The sequence below is a fragment of the Sphingomonas sp. MMS12-HWE2-04 genome (genome assembly GCF_044881185.1).
Classification (GTDB): domain Bacteria; phylum Pseudomonadota; class Alphaproteobacteria; order Sphingomonadales; family Sphingomonadaceae; genus Sphingomonas.
The window spans coordinates 830,535-847,228 of the sequence record NZ_CP173254.1; the positions used below are offsets into that span (position 1 = coordinate 830,535).

At 65.9% G+C, this 16,694-nt stretch carries 12 protein-coding genes; 2 read left to right on the forward strand and 10 right to left on the reverse strand.

The genetic code is table 11. From position 1 onward, the window contains the following. The first annotated feature begins 22 nt into the window (after positions 1-22). Complete coding sequence (locus AB2M62_RS03810) at positions 23-2,311, forward strand: TonB-dependent receptor (RefSeq protein ID WP_404337944.1); 2,289 nt, start codon at positions 23-25, stop codon at positions 2,309-2,311. 11 nt (positions 2,312-2,322) lie between these two features. Further along, positions 2,323-3,528: an MFS transporter gene (locus tag AB2M62_RS03815; protein ID WP_404337946.1), complete on the forward strand. Its 1,206-nt coding sequence runs from the start codon at positions 2,323-2,325 to the stop codon at positions 3,526-3,528. Here AB2M62_RS03815 and AB2M62_RS03820 read toward each other — a convergent pair. From AB2M62_RS03820 to AB2M62_RS03865, 10 genes are all read right to left on the reverse strand, one after another. Continuing rightward, positions 3,500-4,507, reverse strand: coding sequence for a LacI family DNA-binding transcriptional regulator (locus AB2M62_RS03820; RefSeq protein WP_404337948.1), 1,008 nt, complete (start codon positions 4,505-4,507; stop codon positions 3,500-3,502). The two genes, AB2M62_RS03815 and AB2M62_RS03820, sit on opposite strands and share 29 nt — an antisense overlap. Positions 4,508-4,590: 83 nt before the next feature. Then, the gene (locus AB2M62_RS03825; RefSeq protein ID WP_404339787.1) at positions 4,591-7,725 is read right to left on the reverse strand and encodes a helicase-related protein; all 3,135 of its coding nucleotides are present in this window, start codon (positions 7,723-7,725) and stop codon (positions 4,591-4,593) included. Between the two features lie 233 nt (positions 7,726-7,958). After that, a complete protein-coding gene (locus AB2M62_RS03830) occupies positions 7,959-8,243 on the reverse strand; it encodes a hypothetical protein (protein WP_404337950.1) in 285 nt (94 codons plus the stop codon). A 92-nt stretch (positions 8,244-8,335) separates the two neighbouring features. Next, positions 8,336-8,620, reverse strand: a complete 285-nt coding sequence (locus AB2M62_RS03835) for a UvrB/UvrC motif-containing protein (protein ID WP_404337951.1) — start codon at positions 8,618-8,620, stop codon at positions 8,336-8,338. Between the two features lie 94 nt (positions 8,621-8,714). Beyond that, positions 8,715-10,421, reverse strand: a complete 1,707-nt coding sequence (locus AB2M62_RS03840; protein ID WP_404337953.1) for a cytochrome-c peroxidase — start codon at positions 10,419-10,421, stop codon at positions 8,715-8,717. Next, positions 10,418-12,082 carry a hypothetical protein gene (locus AB2M62_RS03845; protein WP_404337955.1) on the reverse strand — a complete coding sequence of 555 codons (1,665 nt, stop codon included), beginning with the start codon at positions 12,080-12,082 and terminating at the stop codon, positions 10,418-10,420. The genes AB2M62_RS03840 and AB2M62_RS03845 overlap by 4 nt, the downstream gene beginning before the upstream one ends. A 73-nt stretch (positions 12,083-12,155) precedes the next feature. Continuing rightward, positions 12,156-13,121: an enediyne biosynthesis protein UnbU gene (locus tag AB2M62_RS03850; RefSeq protein ID WP_404337957.1), complete on the reverse strand. Its 966-nt coding sequence runs from the start codon at positions 13,119-13,121 to the stop codon at positions 12,156-12,158. Continuing rightward, complete coding sequence (locus tag AB2M62_RS03855) at positions 13,118-14,977, reverse strand: CRTAC1 family protein (RefSeq protein WP_404337959.1); 1,860 nt, start codon at positions 14,975-14,977, stop codon at positions 13,118-13,120. Before AB2M62_RS03855 ends, AB2M62_RS03850 begins: the two co-directional genes overlap by 4 nt. Next, positions 14,977-15,948 carry a DUF1702 family protein gene (locus AB2M62_RS03860; RefSeq protein ID WP_404337961.1) on the reverse strand — a complete coding sequence of 324 codons (972 nt, stop codon included), beginning with the start codon at positions 15,946-15,948 and terminating at the stop codon, positions 14,977-14,979. The genes AB2M62_RS03855 and AB2M62_RS03860 overlap by 1 nt, the downstream gene beginning before the upstream one ends. 88 nt (positions 15,949-16,036) lie before the next feature. Further along, positions 16,037-16,648, reverse strand: coding sequence for a carboxymuconolactone decarboxylase family protein (locus AB2M62_RS03865; RefSeq protein WP_404337963.1), 612 nt, complete (start codon positions 16,646-16,648; stop codon positions 16,037-16,039). Positions 16,649-16,694: the final 46 nt, after the last annotated feature.

Sequence of the window (16,694 nt, forward strand, 5' to 3'; positions counted from 1 at the left end):
GGGATTATAAAGGGGATTGCTTGTGGTAAAGTCGATTTTGTTGACCGGCGCTGCGCTGGCGGTCTTCGCAGCATTGCCGGCAGCGGCGCAGGAGGACGCGGCGGGCAGCAAGCCGGCATCGAACGATGCCGGGGACCCCGGCGAGATCGTCGTCACTGCGCAAAAGCGCAGCCAGCGGCTGCAAGACGTGCCTGTCGCCGTCACGGTGATCAGCGGCGACACGCTTGCCGCCCAAGCCGGAGTCAATCTCGAGAACGCACAATATCTCGTTCCGACGATGAACTTCCGCAAATCGGGCACCACGCTCAACCAGTCGCTGTTCCTGCGGGGGGTGGGAACCTCGACCTTCTCGATCGCGGGCGAGCCCTCGATCTCGACGGTGGTCGATGGCGTGGTCTACAGCCGCGCCGGCGAGGCGTTCAGCGATCTTATCGACATCGATCGCATCGAAGTGCTGCCCGGACCGCAGGGGACGCTGTTCGGCAAGAATGCGTCTGCGGGCGTCATCAACATCGTCACCAAGAAGCCCGGCGATCAGTTCGGCGGCTTCGTCGAAGGAAGCTATTTCACCGGCGGCGACGAATATCGTGCCCGTGCAGCGGTCGACATCCCGCTCGGCGAGAGCGTCAAGAGCCGCTTCACCGGCTTTTACGGCAATTGGGACGGCAATATCCGCAACATCGCCCATGGTGGGGAGCGGGTGAACGGCTATGATCACTGGGGCGTTCGCGGTATCGTGGTGGCTGATCCGTCGCCGGACCTCAGCCTCACGCTGATCGGCGACTATCGCAAGAGCAACGACGATTGCTGTGCCGAGGTGATCGGAACGCCCCCGGTCAGCGGCGCCTCGGCCGCGCTTCTGCCCGACATCAACGGGCGCGAATCCCGTACGATCAACCAGGATCTGATCACTTCGACCAAGGAGACCAGCTGGGGTCTTTCGCTCCAGGCCGACTGGACGCTGGGCCGGCACACGGTCACCTCGATCACTGCCTATCGGCGCTGGGACAATGAGGAAATCCGCGACGGCGACTGGCTGCCTGCCGCCTATGTCGGGCTGGGCCAGCTCCATGATACCGGCCCGCAGACCGGCAACACCTTCAGCCAGGAACTGCGGCTGACATCGCCGACGGGGCAGTTCTTCGAATATGTCGTCGGCGCCTTCTATTCTCGCGCCTTTTCGGAGCGCATCTTCCGCCGCGACGACATCGTCTGCACCGTGACGCCGGCGCCGGCGGCAACCGCGCTGGTGCCCTGCACCACGCCCGGCGCCACCGTTACCCGGCCGAGCGGCACCGCCGATTTCGGCTCGACCTTCAAGAACTATGCGCTGTTCGGCCAGGGCACGCTGAACTTCACGCAGACGCTGCGCGGCATCGTCGGGCTTCGCTACACGATCGACGACCTTAACGTCTTCCACCAGCGGGTGACCGCGCTTGCCGGTCCCGGCATCAATCCCAGCTTCGGACCGTTCGAGGACAGCACCAGCCATCAGAACGTCTCGGGCAAGGTGGGCCTGCAATATGACATCGTTCCGCAGGCTATGGTCTACGCCACCTATGCGCGCGGCTATAAGGGCCCGGCCTACAACGTCTTCTTCAACCTGACCGCGAGCGGCACCAACATCATCGCGCCAGAGACCGCCGACAGCTATGAGATCGGCCTGAAGAACAGCCTTTTCGATGGCAAGCTCGTGCTCAACCTCGCCGGCTGGTACGCCAAATATCACAACTATCAGGCAAACAATCCCGATCTCGTCGCCGGGGTGCTCGTCACGCGCTTCACCAATGCCGGTGACGTCTCGACGCGGGGGGCGCAGCTCGATCTGCTGTTCCGGCCGGTGCGCGATCTCTCGATCTCGAGCGGGCTTGCCTATACCGACGCGCATGTCGATCATTTCAAAGTCCCGGACAACGGCGTCGTCACGGGCGTGATCGCCGACGGCACGCGGCTGGGCGCCTCGATCCCGTGGAAGGGCTCGATCGCCGCCGACTATCGCCTGCGCACCGGCGGCGCGGTCGACTTCGGGCTCGGCGGGCAGGTGAGCACGCAATCGGCGCAGGCCGGCCAGTTCGACGCCAATCCCGTGATCCGGGCGCTGACCGAGATCCCGGCCTATACGCTGGTCAATCTGTCGGCCTCGCTGATCGACGCGAAAGACCGGTTTAAGGTTACCTTCCAGGTCAAGAACCTGCTCGACACCAGCTTCCCCGCATCGATCGTCAGCAGTGGACCCGGTGGCGCCTATCGGTACATCATCCCGCGCGAGGCCGATCGCTATGCCGGCGTGACCGCCCGACTGAACTTCTGACGACCGGGAGAATGACGGTGGAGCGAAGCGCCGGGCGCTGGGTGATCGTGGCGCTCGTGTTCTGCGCGGTGATGCTCAACTATGTCGATCGCCAGATCCTGGCTCTGCTCAAGCCGACGCTCGAAGTGCAGTTCGGCTGGTCGGACCAGGATTATGGCAACATGGCCTCGGCCTTCCAGTTCGCCGCGGCGGTCGCGTTCCTCGGCACGGGCTGGCTGATTGATCGCGTCGGACTGCGCTGGGGCTTTGCCCTGGGAGTCGCGGTGTGGAGCCTGGCCGGCATGGCGCACGCCTTCGCCACCACCGTCGCCGGTTTCGTCGGCGCCCGCGTCGTGCTGGGAGCCGCTGAATCGGTGGGTACACCCGCGGCGGTGAAGTCGGCCGCGACCTATTTCGCGCCCGAGGATCGCTCGATCGCGCTGGGCATCGGCAATACCGCGCCCAATATCGGCGCGATCATCACGCCGCTCGCGATTCCGGCGCTCGCCGTGGCGTTCGGATGGCAGGCAGCCTTCCTGGTTGCGGGCGGGCTAGGGCTGGTCTGGGTAGTGGCCTGGTTTTCGATCAAGGTGCCGCCGGTAATTGCCGATGCAGAAGGCCCCGCGCCGATCCGGTGGGTCGACCTGCTGCGCGATCGGCGAACCGCGGCAATCGCAATCGCGAAAGTCCTGTCCGACCAGGTTTGGTTCTTCATGCTGTCGTGGCTGCCGGACCTGTTTCACCGGCTGTTCGGGCTCGAGCAGGGTACCGTCGGCATACCAGTGGCCATCGTTTATACGCTGGCTGCGTGCGGAGCGTTGACCGGTGGCTGGTTGCCCACCCGTTTGATCGCGCGGGGCTGGAGCCTGGATCGTGCGCGGAAGGGGACGTTGTTGCTTTACGCCCTCCTTATCCTGCCAATTCCGATCGTGTTGTCGCTCGAAAGTCCCTGGGTCGCAGCGTTGGTGCTGGGAATGGGGCTGTTCGCGCATCAAGGCTTCTCGACCAACGTCTTCGCGCTCACCACCGACGTCATCCCGGCGCGCAGCGTCGGATCGACGATCGGCATTGCGGCCTTTTGCGGCAATATGGGCTCGATCGCGATGATCCAGCTCTCCGCCTGGTCGCTGGGGCATGGCTGGGGCTATGCGCCGATGCTGGTGATCTGTGCATTCAGCTACCTCGCCGCGCTAGGCTTCATCCAGCTGCTCATCCCGCGGATCGAACCGGCCCGGTAAATTCGCGCCGGATCAGCTCGAACGGGGTTTCGCGATGCTCGATGCGGAATTCCGCCGCGAGCAGCAGGTCGGCGGCGGCATAGCCGAGCGTGCGGACGGGCTGACGGATGGTGGTCAGCTGCGGCCAGACGAAGCGCGATATCGCATCGTCGCCAAATCCGGCGACCGAGAGGTCGCCGGGCACCGCCAGGCCCCGCCGATGCGCGACGCTCAACACCCCGGCCGCCATCTCGTCGTTCGATGCGAAGATCGCAGTCGGCGGCTGCGGAAGCGCGAAAAGCGCCTCGGCGGCGTCGGCGCCGGACGGAAAGTCGTAGCTGCCTTCGCGAACCAGCCGCGCGTCGAAAGGCACATCGGCTGCGTTCAGGGCGAGGCGATAGCCTTCGAGGCGCTGGGTGCTCGTCGCGTAGCTTGGATGGCCTGAAATGAACCCGATGCGGCGATGCCCCAGGGCGAGGAGATGACGAGTCATCGCCAGTGCGGCGCCGGGATTGTCGATGAAGACCGACGCCGTCAGCGCCAGTTCGGAACCTGGCGACACGCGAACGAACCGGACCTGGTGCCGTTCGAGCAGCGCAAGCACTTCGGGATAATCGGTGGCCGGTGGAGTAAGAATCAGGCCGTCGATTCCCGCGGCCGTCACCAGCGCCTCGATATCGTCGATCAGCCGCTCTGAATCATGATCATAAGGTTGAGCGATCATCCGGACGCCGTCTAGCAGGCAGCGGTCGCGGATGCCCGATTGCATCTCATAGACATAATAGGGGCTGGGGTTGTCGCAGGCGAGCGCGATCTGAAAGCTGCGATGGCCCGCCAGCGAACGCGCGGCAAGGTTAGGGCGATAGTTAAGCGTGGCCACGGCGGCATTGACGCGAGCCCGGGTGCTCTCCGCGACGCGGGCTTCATGGTTGAGGACGCGAGATACAGTCTTGATCGACACGCCCGCCAAACGGGACACGTCGCTGATGGTTGGACGCACGCAAGTTCCTCCGGCGGACCAGGATGCCTGCACAGGCGCTGCCCGTCAAAAGCCGCGATGGGGCCCGATGCAAGTGCTTCCGATCAATCCGACCCGACGCTGGCCATTTCCTCGAGAAGAGCGCGAATCCGTTCGAGGCGCTCGTCCGCATCCTCAATTCGCTCTGCGAGGATCAGGCGGCCGTTGCGGTCCTCCAGCGGAGTGCCGACGGTCGTGATCGTCGCGCCGGCACGGGGCGTCAATGCGACTGCCGCGGGACCGGCATCGATCCGCGCGATACCGATGTCTCGTGCCAGCATTCGCGCGCGCGCGACCGTCAGGAGCCGCCGGGCATCTTCGGGTGCGATCCCGAAGCGATCCTCGATCTCAAGTTCGAACGCGTCGAGCCGGGCTGCCTCGGTGATCCGCGCCAAGCGAGCATAGAGGTTGATCCGCGTATCGATCTCGGGGATCCATTTTTCCGGCAGCCGGCCAGCCACGCCCAAATGGAGTTCGGGCGACCAATAATCCACGGTCTCGCCGCGCGCCGTGCGCAACGCGGCGCTGAGCAAATGCTGGTAAAGATCGACGCCGATCAGCTTCATGTGGCCTGCCTGCGCATCGCCCAGCAGATCGCCGGCGCCGCGCATGTCGAGGTCGCGGGCGCTGATCGCAAAGCCGGCGCCGAGCCGGTCGAATGCCTGAAGCGTGCGAAGCCGCTTCAACGTGGCCTCGGCGATCGCCGCATCCGGATCGGTGAGCAGCAGGATCTGCCCGCGGCGGCTGCCGCGCCCCACGCGTCCGCGCAACTGATGCAGCTGGGACAGGCCGAAGCGCTCGGCGCGCCAGACGATCATCGTATTGGCGCGCGGCACATCGAGCCCCGCCTCGATGATGTTGGTAGCGAGCAGCACATCGCCGTCGCCGCGGGCAAAGGCCACCATCGCTTCGTCGATCTCGACTGCCGGCATCTTGCCATGGGCCTGGGCGATGCGCAGGTCCGGCACGAGCGCGGCGAGCCTCTCCGCCATGGGCGACATGTCTTCGATCCGCGAGACCACGACGAAACTCTGTCCGCCGCGGCTCTTTTCGCGCATCAAGGCCGTGCGGACCGTCGCGGGATCGAAGCCGTCGATGCTGGTCCGGATCGGCTGGCGGCGTGCCGGGGGCGTCGCGATCACCGAGACTTGCTGCAGGCCGACCAGGGCGGTCTGGAGCGTGCGCGGGATCGGCGTCGCGGTCAGGGTGAGAATGTGGCACGCGACCGAGAGCCCGCGCAGCTTGGCCTTGTCGGCAGCGCCGAAGCGCTGTTCCTCGTCGATCACCACCAGCGCCAGGTCGCGATAGTCCGCGCCGGCGACTGCCCCGGTGCCGATCACGACATGCACGGAGCCGTCGGCAAGTCCCGCCTTGACCGTCTTTCTCTCCGCTGGGCTCGATAGCCGCGAAAGCCCGGCAACAACGATATCGGTGCCTTCGAAGCGTTGTCGGAAACTGTCGAGATGCTGTCGGACGAGCACAGTGGTCGGTGCGGCGACGATCGCCTGCTTTCCGGCCAGCGCCGCCAGCGCAACCGCGCGCAGCGCGACTTCGGTCTTGCCATAGCCGACATCGCCGACCACGAGCCGGTCCATCGGTTTGCCGGATGCCAGTTCGTCGCGCACTGCGGCGATTGCGCGCGCCTGATCGGGCGTTTCGGTGAACGGAAAGCCCGAGGCGAAGCGCTCATATGCAGCAGCCTCGGGCTCCAACACCGGCGCCGAGCGCCCGTCGCGTTCGGCGGCGAGCTTGGTCAGCCCCCGCGCGCTGTCCGCGATGGCAAGGTCGATCGCGCCGCGGCGTTTTTCCCAGCTCGACCCATCCAGCTTGTCGAGCGTGACTGCGTCGGCCTCGGCACCGTATCGCCACAGCCTGTCGGCATCGCCGACCGGCATCAGCCGGCGCCCGCCGCCGGCATATTCCAGCACGATCGCGTCGCCAAGATCGTCGCCGTCGCCGGTCATCGGTTCGAGCCCGCCGACCGTGCCGATGCCGAACTGCTCGTGCACGACGACATCGCCTAGTCGGATCTCGCCGGTCTGGCCGCGCAGTGCGTCGACCCCGCCATGGGCCGTATCGCTGGTGAGGGCACGGCTTCCGAGGAGGTCGCTCGCCGCAACCACCAGCAGGCCCGGCGCAGTCCAGCCGCGATCGAGCGGCATCCCCAGCAACGCCGCAGTGCCCGGCGCGATGGCATCGAGGTCGCGCCACTGCGGCAGCGGCACGGGCGCCCTGCCTAATGCCTTGGCAACGCGGCCGCTGAGGAAGCGGATGTCGCGGGCAGCGCCGGCGACGACGACGCGTCCCCCTTCTGCAAATATGGTCGCCGCGGCCCGAGCGAATGCGCGCAGCGGCGCCTTGCCCTCGACGAACCTGGGGGCGTCGCCGGTGTTTGCCCCGAGATCGAGCATTCGTCGTCCCGAAACTGCGCGTTCCCATGCCGCCCGATCGACGACCGGCATCGTGCGTCCGGAGCCGGCCGGATCTCGCGCGAGCGCCACGAACCGGTCGCGACGTTTCTCCGCATCCGGGTCGGTCGCAATCGCGGCACTCGGAACATGGTCGAAAAGCGAGGTCCAGTCATCGCCGAGGGGCGGCTCGGACACCCGGCCGATCTCCAGTCGATCCAGCGCTTCGCTGCCGAGCTGGCTGGCGGGATCATAGGCGCGGAGTGCGACGATGCGGCCTTCTTCAAGTTCGATACGGGCAGGAAGGGAGGCGTCCGCCGGAAACAGGTCGATGACTTGCCCGCGCACGGCCATCTCGCCCGGCTCGTCCACGCGGTCGTCGGCGAAATAGCCGATTTCCTCCAATGTCACGGTAAAGCTCTCGACATCGAGTATGTCTCCGACGGCGATCGCGGGAGGTGCGGCGTCGAAACTTGCCGGGGGCGAAACCGGATGGGCCGCTGCCTCAGCGGTGGTGACAAATCCAATCGATCGCGTGCCATCGAGCGCTGCCTGCCGCGCACGTCGAAGCGCCGCGACCCGCCGTCCGACATTTGCCGGCGACGCGGGGGCAGAATCGCCGGGCAGGGCATCGCTCGAGGGGCAATGAATGACCTCGGCGTCCGGCGCGGCGCATTGCAGCGCGGCGGCAACCGCCTCGGCGCGCTGCTCGTCCGACGCGACGAAGATCACATCCCCGCTTTCGAGCATTTCGGCCAAGGCGGTCGCCACCACCCCGATCGGCACCGTCATGCGCTTCGGGGTCCGCACTATGGGCTCGCCCTGACCTTGAAGCTCGACGCGCATAATCCCCCTTCGTGCCGCAGAGGCGGCATTGCATCGCCAACTCTTGCCAGCAGGGGATCAAACAGAGCCCGAGGGGGATCGTTCCGACGGACGTGCGTTACGTAAGCAATTGAGCAGGCAGCCGAAAATTAGTGTTGATCTGGATTAGTTCGACTGGGCTGGCGGGTGGCGCCGCACCGTCAGCTTGCAGAGGGTCTGACGGGCTCTAAACCACCGCCCGTCTCGATATGGATGACCGAGACGCAGTGCGTTTCTGCCCAGGCCAGCCCGGCAGCCTCAGCGGCTTCGTAGGTTGGATAGGGCTCGCTCCCTACGAGCGCCACGGACTCCAGGTTTTCGCCATCGCCGCAGCCCATCAGCGCAGAAGCAACCAGCGAAAACTTGCCGTCGGGCATCTCGTTGATCTTGATGCAGTCCGTGTCCTCGCTCGCCATGACATTTGGCGGCAGCCTTATGATCTCCACAGGCGATCTCCCTTCGACTGCTCGAACGGACGACCGCTGCATTCGATGCGCCCGACAGGAATATTCGACGCGGGCGCATCAAAGCAATCTCGTCAACGGCCCTTGCCGCGGCGGCTGGTTCCCCTGGTCATCAGATCCGGTTTTTTCGGCGGCTTCCAGCCCGGTGGCGGCGTCACACGTTGCTGGCTGGTGCCGATCCCCATCGCGCCGGGCTGCTGACGCGCCAATCCCGACGTGTCGACCTGATCGACGTCCTCGCGCGACGCGCCACCCCGCATCAAGTTGATCCGGTCCCGCAGCCGGCGTGCCTCCTCGAAGTCCATTGCCTCGGCGGCGGCTTCCATGCGCTTGTGCAAGTCGGATATCGTTTCGGCCATCCGCCGATAACGCACCTGCTCCGTGCAAGGCTCCGCGCGGGGCGGAGATGGCAGCATCCGCATCCGCCGTTCCAGGGATACTGCCTTCGCCGGCTTAGCGCTGGTGCGCGATATCCGGAGAGCTGCGGCGGCCAGCGTTGTCGAAGCGGGTCGTTCCCGTCAGCGCGATCAGGAACGCCTCGATGTCTCGCTTGTCCTGTTCCGAAAGGTGAAGCGCGCTCAGGCGCGCATCGCGCCCCGGCCCATCCCCGCCACCGCGATCGAAATAGTCGATGACGCCGCGCAACGTCGCGATGCTGCCGTCGTGCATATAAGGGGCCGTCTGCGCGACATCGCGCAGCGTCGGCGTGCGAAAGCTGCCTGTCCGCGCATTCGCGCTGATCGCGCCGGCGCCGGCGTCGTGATACTGCGATGTGGCAGCATCCCAGCCCAAGCCAGTGTTATGGGTCTGGAAATCGGTGAAAAAGGGCGAGGTTTTGGAGTAGCTGTGGCAACTCGCGCAGCCCCCGCGCCCGTCGAACAAGGCAAAGCCACGCCACGCCGAACGGGACATCGCTTCGCGCTCGCCGGCCATCGCCCGATCGAACGGGGAATCTCCCGAAACCAAGGTTCGCATGAAGGCAGCCAGGGCGCGCTCGATTTCCTCGAAGCGGATCGGCCCGGCGCCAAAGGCGGCTGCGAATTGCGCCTGATAGCGGGGCGACCGGCTAACTCTGGCAACAACGCCATCGAGATCGTGCGCGCCCATCTCGTCGTCGCTGCTCATCGGATATTTCACGAAGTTGTCGAGCGAGGATGCGTACCCGTCCCAGCGCAAAGTCGGTCGAAACGCGACGTTGAGCAGCGAAATCGTGTTGCGCCGGGTCGAACGCCGTCGCGTGCCCGCACTCCCGCTCTTCCGGTCCGAGAAGCCGTGGGAAGGGTCGTGGCAGCTAGCGCAAGAAAGCGAGCCGGTGTCCGAAAGCCCCTTGTCGAAGAAGAGACGGCGACCGAGCTCGGTCACTCCAGGGGACGCGGTGTAGCGCGAGGGTTGCGGCACAGACGGAGGCAACCCTAGGGCGCTCGGTGGCGACCAGCGTGGCGGCAGGGCGAACGCGTGACGTCCGCCGTCGATCCCGTCGATCCTGCCACTGGAATCCACCGCGGCGGAGGCCATGCAGGATGGGGTGTTGTCGCATTTGCCGGCGATGAGCAGCGCGACGCGATTTGCCCGCGCTGCCCGTGCAAACCTTTCGACCTGCGCCGGGGTAACCGGCCCGCCCGTTAGCAACACGAGCCTTGCACCGCGATCTCCGAGGAGAGGAATCGCCAGCTCCGCATCGCCGATGGCGGCAACCCCCAGCCGGACGCCGTCGACGTCGACGGTATCGAACGGATTGGGAAAATCGCTGCGCGTGAACGTGACGCCTGCCATCGGCAAGGCTGGCGTGCCTGCGTCGCGGTCCGCCAGAATACGCCCGTCTGGGGCAACCATGGTCAGAGCCAGCGTGCGACCGATGCGGCCCGCCTGATCTCGCCGGCCGATTATGGGTGCTGCCACGATCAGCCCGGTCTTTTGCGCGAACGCGAGCAACTGCTCTCGGCCTGAGTCCGAGAGCGGCGCGCTCAGCAGAAGGATGCTGCTCGACCCGGGGTACGGCGCGGCTGCACCCTGTTCGGCGTCCTCCATTGTCGAGGCTACCGAGCCCCAGAGCGTCCGCGCATTTTCATCGGCTCTGGACATTGTTTCGACGCCCGTGGCCGCCAACGCCGCGAAGGCAGCAAGGACCGTCAGCTTGAGCGCGCGGCTGGTCCAGATCACTGGCTGGCGAGCTTTTTCTCGCGCATGGCCAGGCTCCAATATTCAACTCGCTGCTGCGAGATCGGCAGGACGGCCTTATGCCCGTCCGCCGAACGGCTGAACCAAGACGCGCCCGGCAACTCGAAAAACTTCACGGGCTTGCTGCCGACCAGCTGGCGCACGAGATAGGTTGCGCCGAGACACAGATCGCTCTCGATCCACCATATCGTGCCATCGGCATCGAGTTGTGGAAAACGACGCTCGACCGAATCCGGTGCGACCAGGATCCGGGCCTCACCGCCCGTCGCCGGGATGGCGAACAGCCCCCACGTCCAACTGCCTCCGCGGGTAGACATGAACACTAGCGATTTGCCGTCTGCCGACCAACTGGGGCCTTCGTCATACCAAGTGTCGCTGGTCAGGTTGCGGAGGGTGCCCGTGGCGATGTCGGCGACGAAGAGATCGGATTCATAGGGCGCTGTGGTAGCGGCGAAGGCAAGTTGCCGGCCGTCGGGCGACCAGGCGGCCGGCGCGTTCAACTGCCAATCGGTGCTGGTGCCGCGATGGAGGACGCGCAGGTCGCCGCCGTCGGCGCGGACCGTCGCCTGCGCCCAATGCGCGCCGTCGCGCAGGCTGATCGCGATGCGCGCACCATCGGGCGACCAGGCCGGATTGCACGCCTCGCGCTGGAGCGGCAGCGCCCAGTCCTTTTCGGTTTCGAGCGAGCGGATGCGCACCGACCAATGCTCGTCGTCCTTACGGCAATAAGCGACCTGCCGGCCGTCGGGTGAGAGCGCCGCAAAGCCCGAAAGCTGGCCCTGGACCGTCAGGTCCCGCCATTTGCCGCTGGGGAGGTCAAGTAGTCGGAGGCCGGTGCCCTCGCTGATTTGGCGATGATAGACGAGTTCGCGCCCATCCTTGACGAATTGGGGCCAACTGCCGGCAAAGGAAGGGCTGGGCAACGGATCACCCTTGCTACCACCCGGCAGGAAGCGAATTGTGTCGCCTTCGTCGCCGATCACGGTGGTCGCGATCCATCCATCTGGCGCGGCATCGGGCTTGTAGAACCACCAGCCGCCATTGGTGAGCTGCTGCGTCGCGCGCGTCTTCAGATCGATTTCGACGAGGTTGCCTGCATTGCCTTCATAGACATGGCAGATCAGCTTGCTTGCGCCCTTGAAATGGCAGGCTCCGACATGGCCCGCATCGCTGAGCACGGGCTTGGGGCGGGCCAGTGCGCCTGGCGGGGCGGCGAAATCCAGCGTGTAGAAATTGCGCGCCTTCCACGGCCCGCCGGTGAATACCAGCTGGCGCCCGTCGTTAGACCAGGCGGGATATTCCTCTTCGACGCTGTCATCGGTCAGGCGAAATTCGCGTCCGCTGGCGACCTCGACTGCCCAGACATCGGTCTGTTCGCTGCGGTCGGAAATGAAGGCAACGAAGCGCCCATCCGGCGAAACCGCGGGTTCGCGATCGTTGCTTCCGACCTTGGTCAGCTGGCGCCAATTGGCGGCCTTGCGGTCGAACAGCCAGATCGCCGCTTGCTTGTGGAGCCGCGTGGAGGAGGCGGCGATGAAGCGTCCGTCGGCCGATGCCGATCCGTCGCCAGCGCCGTTCGCATCGCTGGCGATCAGCACCGGTTTGGCGTCGGCAACCGGCTGCGCGCTTGCAGGTGCTGCCATCCAGGACACAGACAAGGCGGCAAGCAACGGACCCGCGCGTCTCAGCCCATTGCAGCGCGCGCGGCGCAACGCGTCACTCGGCATAGACAGGCGCTGAGGTCGCAAGGATCTGGCGCGCCGACCAGCGCCGCTGCCACTCCACCAGCGTCAGGAAAATGCCCCGCACCCCGGTAACGATGACCAGTGCGAAGAACAGTCCGAAGACGATATGCGCCATCATCAGCAACCCGTAGGTAAACGCGACTGCTGCGCCAAAGAAGCGTTGGTTGCGCGCGCTTTCGGGCGTCGTGGCCGGATCGGTCACCATGTAGAAGGTGAACAGCACGAAGGCGAAGCCCGTCATCGGCGCCAGGCCCGCGGCGAGCGGGGTCCCGAAGATCGCAGCGCGGATCGCCGCCTGCGCCGCGAAGCCGGCGAGCCAGGCACCGATCAGGGGCAGGCGCCGCGTGAGCTTGATATTGATCATCGAGCCGGTCGTGACGATCACCAGCGGCAACAGCCAGTCGATCGCGCCAGTGATGTTCTCGGCGAACTGATAAGGGGCCGAGATGCCGATCGTCGGGAACAGCACGAGCGTGAGCGCGATGCCGAAATTGGACGGGTTGAGGAAGTGCCGGCTAGCGCCGTTGGGACCGACCGGCATGCGGAACAGATATTTGGACGCCACCGCGGCGCTTGCTGCGAAGGCGACCGCCCACAACTGCTCGGCGGCATAAAGCAGCATCGACACTGCCAGCCCCGTGATGTGCGCCGAGAGCATGAACATCACGAGGCCCTTGAAGCCGCCGCCGAGGAATCGCGGTGTGCGGCCGAGCGAGCGGGCCATCGCCACTTCGCCGGCGACTTCGGTCGAATAGGCCGCGGCGAGCGCGACGAAGGGCGTGATCCAGCTTGCCTCGAACCCCAGCCACAAATGGCCGAGGATGTTGAGCACGGTGATCGCCGTCGCGAAGCGCATGAGCGCCTTTTCGCGTCGCGCTATAACGCCGATCGCGGGCGCTACGTCGATCGGCGGGGCGATCTTTTCAGGCGCGTTCATGCGGTCCTCCTGCTGCCGAGAATGATCCGATGTTTGCCGGGAGCAAGGGTGCTACGCGCCCGGTGGCGTCCCGCGGGATCGCGCCATTCGACTTCGACGGTGACCGGTAGCGCCCAGGCGCCGAGCCCGAACTGGACGGTCGGTGCAGACTTGCCGCTATGCCCGTTGCCGCCGTCGACAAAGCCGATCATCGGGGGCTGCCCATCCCGCAGGATGCGAACCAGCGCGCCGATCGCGGGGCGCGAGGAGCCGTTCGCATTGGGCAGGCGCAAATCGAGCGCGATATATTTGTTCGCCGACTTGGTGGTGTTGACCATCAGTTCCGACTGGCCCCACTGCCGGGCGAGAGCGATGTCGGGCAGGCCGTCGTCATTGACATCGGCGATTGCAACGCCCCGGGTGACGCCGGTGCGGCCAAAGCCGGCACTGGAACCCACATCGTGGAACACGCCGCGATCGTCCTGGGCATAGAGTCGGTTGCGCTGATGCCCCGAAAGATCGGCGTCGCCCGAGAAGCGGCCCCAGACCCCGGGATGGGCGAGCAGATCGTCATTGGCGATGGCGAGTTCCTGGAGTTCGGGCCAATGATCGTGCTTGCCTGAAAGGAAGCCGAGCGCCTGGACGATCTCGGGCTTGCCGTCATTGTCCAGATCGGCCGCCTTGATATCCCAGCCCCAGCCGCTGCGCGCGATGCCCCGGGCGCCGCTCACATCGGTGAAATCGGCATATCCCTTTTTCAACTGATCGGTCCTGCCGCCGTTGATGAAGAGATAGTGGCTTTCGAACAGCGCATATTCCTGGGCGATGTTGCTGACCGCGAGATCGAGACGGCCATCGCCATTCAGATCGGCGAATTCGGCGCCCATGCCCTTGAACGAATCCCGGCCCAGCGTGCGCGAGCGCGGCGTCATCAGATCGCGCGAGCCCTTTGCCAGCCGGAACTGCGGATCGCCCGGGCGCGACAGATTGACCAGCATCCGGTCAGGACCGAAATCATTGGCGACATAGATTTCGGGAAGCAGATCGCCATCGAGATCGGCCGCGGCCAAAGCGAGCGTCCAGCCATTGCCCATCTCGCGATCGAACGCCGCGCTGTGATCGACGAAGCCGGACGGGACGGCGCCGCTGCGGTCAGAGAGGAACAGCTTGTTGGCACCGGCATTGAACGCGCGCGACATCGAATGCTGCATCACGCCGCCGCTGGTTGCCGAGGCATCCAGCACGCGCGCGTCGTTGGGGAAATAGTTTCCAAACACCAGGTCGACATGCCCGTCGCCATCGACGTCCGTCTGGATCGCGGCATTGGTGTACCAGGCCTCGTGCGCGGCGAGCAGCGACACGGGGCGGAAGTCCGCCTGCGCCATCGAGCCCGGCTTGGCATAGAAGATCACCGGCGGGCGGCCCCAATAATAGACCAGCAGATCGGTGGTGCCGTCTTCGTCGAAATCGCCCGGCAGGCAGCCCATCGGTGCGACCGTGCCGGCCGGATAGTCCGCGACCTGCGGCGCCAGACGGAAGGCCGGGTAGCGAGTCGAACCGGGCTCTGCCGGCTGGACGCGCACGCTGTCGTCGCGCGTCTCGACGAGGCAGATGTCGTTGGTCTTGCCGTCGCCATCGATATCTCCGACGGCGACTCCCGCGCCGACCGCCGAGATCCAGCCGCGAATGGCCTCGTAGCGCGGATTGACCGGCCGAACGTTGCGATCCGCCGGGGTCTCAGCTGCGGCGAGCGGCAGTTCGGCGAAGCGCAGGTTGGTCGGCGCGGTCGCCGGATAGCCGGTGGTCGCCTTCGCAAAGCCGAACAGCACGAGGGCGATCGCCGCGGGCAGGACGCGCCAGGCATAGGTCGAGAGCATCACAAGCTCCTCTCTTCGATGAAGTCGGCGATCCTTGAGCGCCACAGCCGATATTGGTCGAGCGCAGGCAGCTTCGCCGCACGCGCCACCGCTTCTGCTTCGGCGACCAGCGCGACGATGACGGGCCAGGCGAGGCCGGTAATCCGTTCGGCGGCGGTAACGCTTGCCGCGGGCGGCGTGCCGGCGCGGGCGTGGGCGGTGACGGCGAAGGCCGCACCTTGCTTCAGCCAGCGGCGCGGGGCGCCGGGCGCCAGATCGTCGAGTGCCTCCAGCGGGACGCCGCCGGCATAGGTCGCAGCAAGGCCGACGCCGGCCCAGAGATCGTCGGCGCGATCGGCCGGCAGCGCGGCGATGGTCGCGGCGATCCGATGCGTATCGGCGCCGCAGGAGAACCACAAGGAGCGCCCGACACCCTGGTCATACACCGCCGAAGCGGCACCGCGGACGGCGCGCCAGCCGGCCGCCACTCGCGCGGCATGGAAATAGCCATCGTGGAAACCGCGACCGTCGAGCGCGAGGGGCGCGAGCAGCGTGTCGAGCGGGCGCAGAAACCGGGATCGGACAAAGGGCACGCGGGCCACGGCCCAGCCGACGCCGACATGCATGAGATGAGGATAGCGATCGCCGAGCTGATCGAGCAGGGCGGGCAGGCGATTGTGCCAGGGCGGCATCAGGCTCGCAATCGCGATGCCCATCGCCGCACCTTCGGCGAAGAAGCCGCGGAGATGCGCCGGGTGGGCAGCCAGGCCGGCTTCGATGGCGTCCATCGATGCCGTGAGGGCAAGATTATAGCCATCGACGAAGGTGCCGCCGGCAGCCTCGAGCACGGGTTGCGCGGGCGATGCGGGAAAACCGCGCTTTGCGAAACGCGCCTCCTCCGGCGGGATGCCGAACAATGTGTGTAAAAGGCTGCGCTGTCGGGGCATGCCGCCCCCGACGGGGTTCGTCGCCACCGCTTCGGCTTCGCTCATCGCACTTCTCCCCCTGGGCACCGCCCAAGACTTAAGATTTAGCGACCCTAAAGTGATCGGCAAGCTGCGTTGCCGGGCTTACCGTGGCTCAGGTGCTCTGCAGCACCGCTACCGGTGGTGTAAGATCGGCATAGCCGCGCTGCGACAGATATCGCCCGCTCATCTTCCATTGTTCGGGGCTGCCGTGGATACCGTGGCCATGGACGAAGCGGTTCATGAAATTGAACATCGCAGTGACCAGGATCAGATCGTGCAAGGCGCGCTCGTCCCAGCCCGCCTCGCGCACGGCATCGGCATCTTCGCCCTGCATATTGTTGTGGTCGAGCGTCAGCTTGCGCGCGTAGCGCAGCAGCGGGCGCAGCCGCTCGGGTGCCGCCTCGACCTCGGGATCCGCCACGAGCGCCGCGATCACATCGCCCGAGACATCGAATTGCATCGCCGTCTCGCGGTGCGTCTCATAACAATATCGGCAATTGTTGAGGCCCGAGACATAGGCGGCGATCAGTTCGCGCTCTGCCACGCTCAACGGTGAATCGCCCCGCAGCAGTTGCTGGTGATAGCCGCTCAACAACCTTCCTGCTTGTTCGTTAAGAAACAGGGCCTGCCGGACGCCATCCGATTCCGCTAAACTATTAAACAACATTGCAACTGCCTCCCCCACGGATTGCAAGCTCAGCTCAGCAAATCTACTTCGTCGCATGTGTGCTCAGCGCAACGAAGACAGTCGAACGCTCGACCCCAGGGCG

Coding starts and splice junctions, on each gene's coding strand:
- AB2M62_RS03855 (WP_404337959.1), bottom strand. CDS start 14,977: ATGCTCTCGACCTATGCCTGGCGCGTCCTGCCCGCGGCGATCGCCCTC.
- AB2M62_RS03835 (WP_404337951.1), bottom strand. CDS start 8,620: ATGGCCGAAACGATATCCGACTTGCACAAGCGCATGGAAGCCGCCGCC.
- AB2M62_RS03845 (WP_404337955.1), bottom strand. CDS start 12,082: ATGGCAGCACCTGCAAGCGCGCAGCCGGTTGCCGACGCCAAACCGGTG.
- AB2M62_RS03815 (WP_404337946.1), top strand. CDS start 2,323: ATGACGGTGGAGCGAAGCGCCGGGCGCTGGGTGATCGTGGCGCTCGTG.
- AB2M62_RS03865 (WP_404337963.1), bottom strand. CDS start 16,648: ATGCGACGAAGTAGATTTGCTGAGCTGAGCTTGCAATCCGTGGGGGAG.
- AB2M62_RS03860 (WP_404337961.1), bottom strand. CDS start 15,948: ATGAGCGAAGCCGAAGCGGTGGCGACGAACCCCGTCGGGGGCGGCATG.
- AB2M62_RS03825 (WP_404339787.1), bottom strand. CDS start 7,725: ATGACGGTGCCGATCGGGGTGGTGGCGACCGCCTTGGCCGAAATGCTC.
- AB2M62_RS03850 (WP_404337957.1), bottom strand. CDS start 13,121: ATGAACGCGCCTGAAAAGATCGCCCCGCCGATCGACGTAGCGCCCGCG.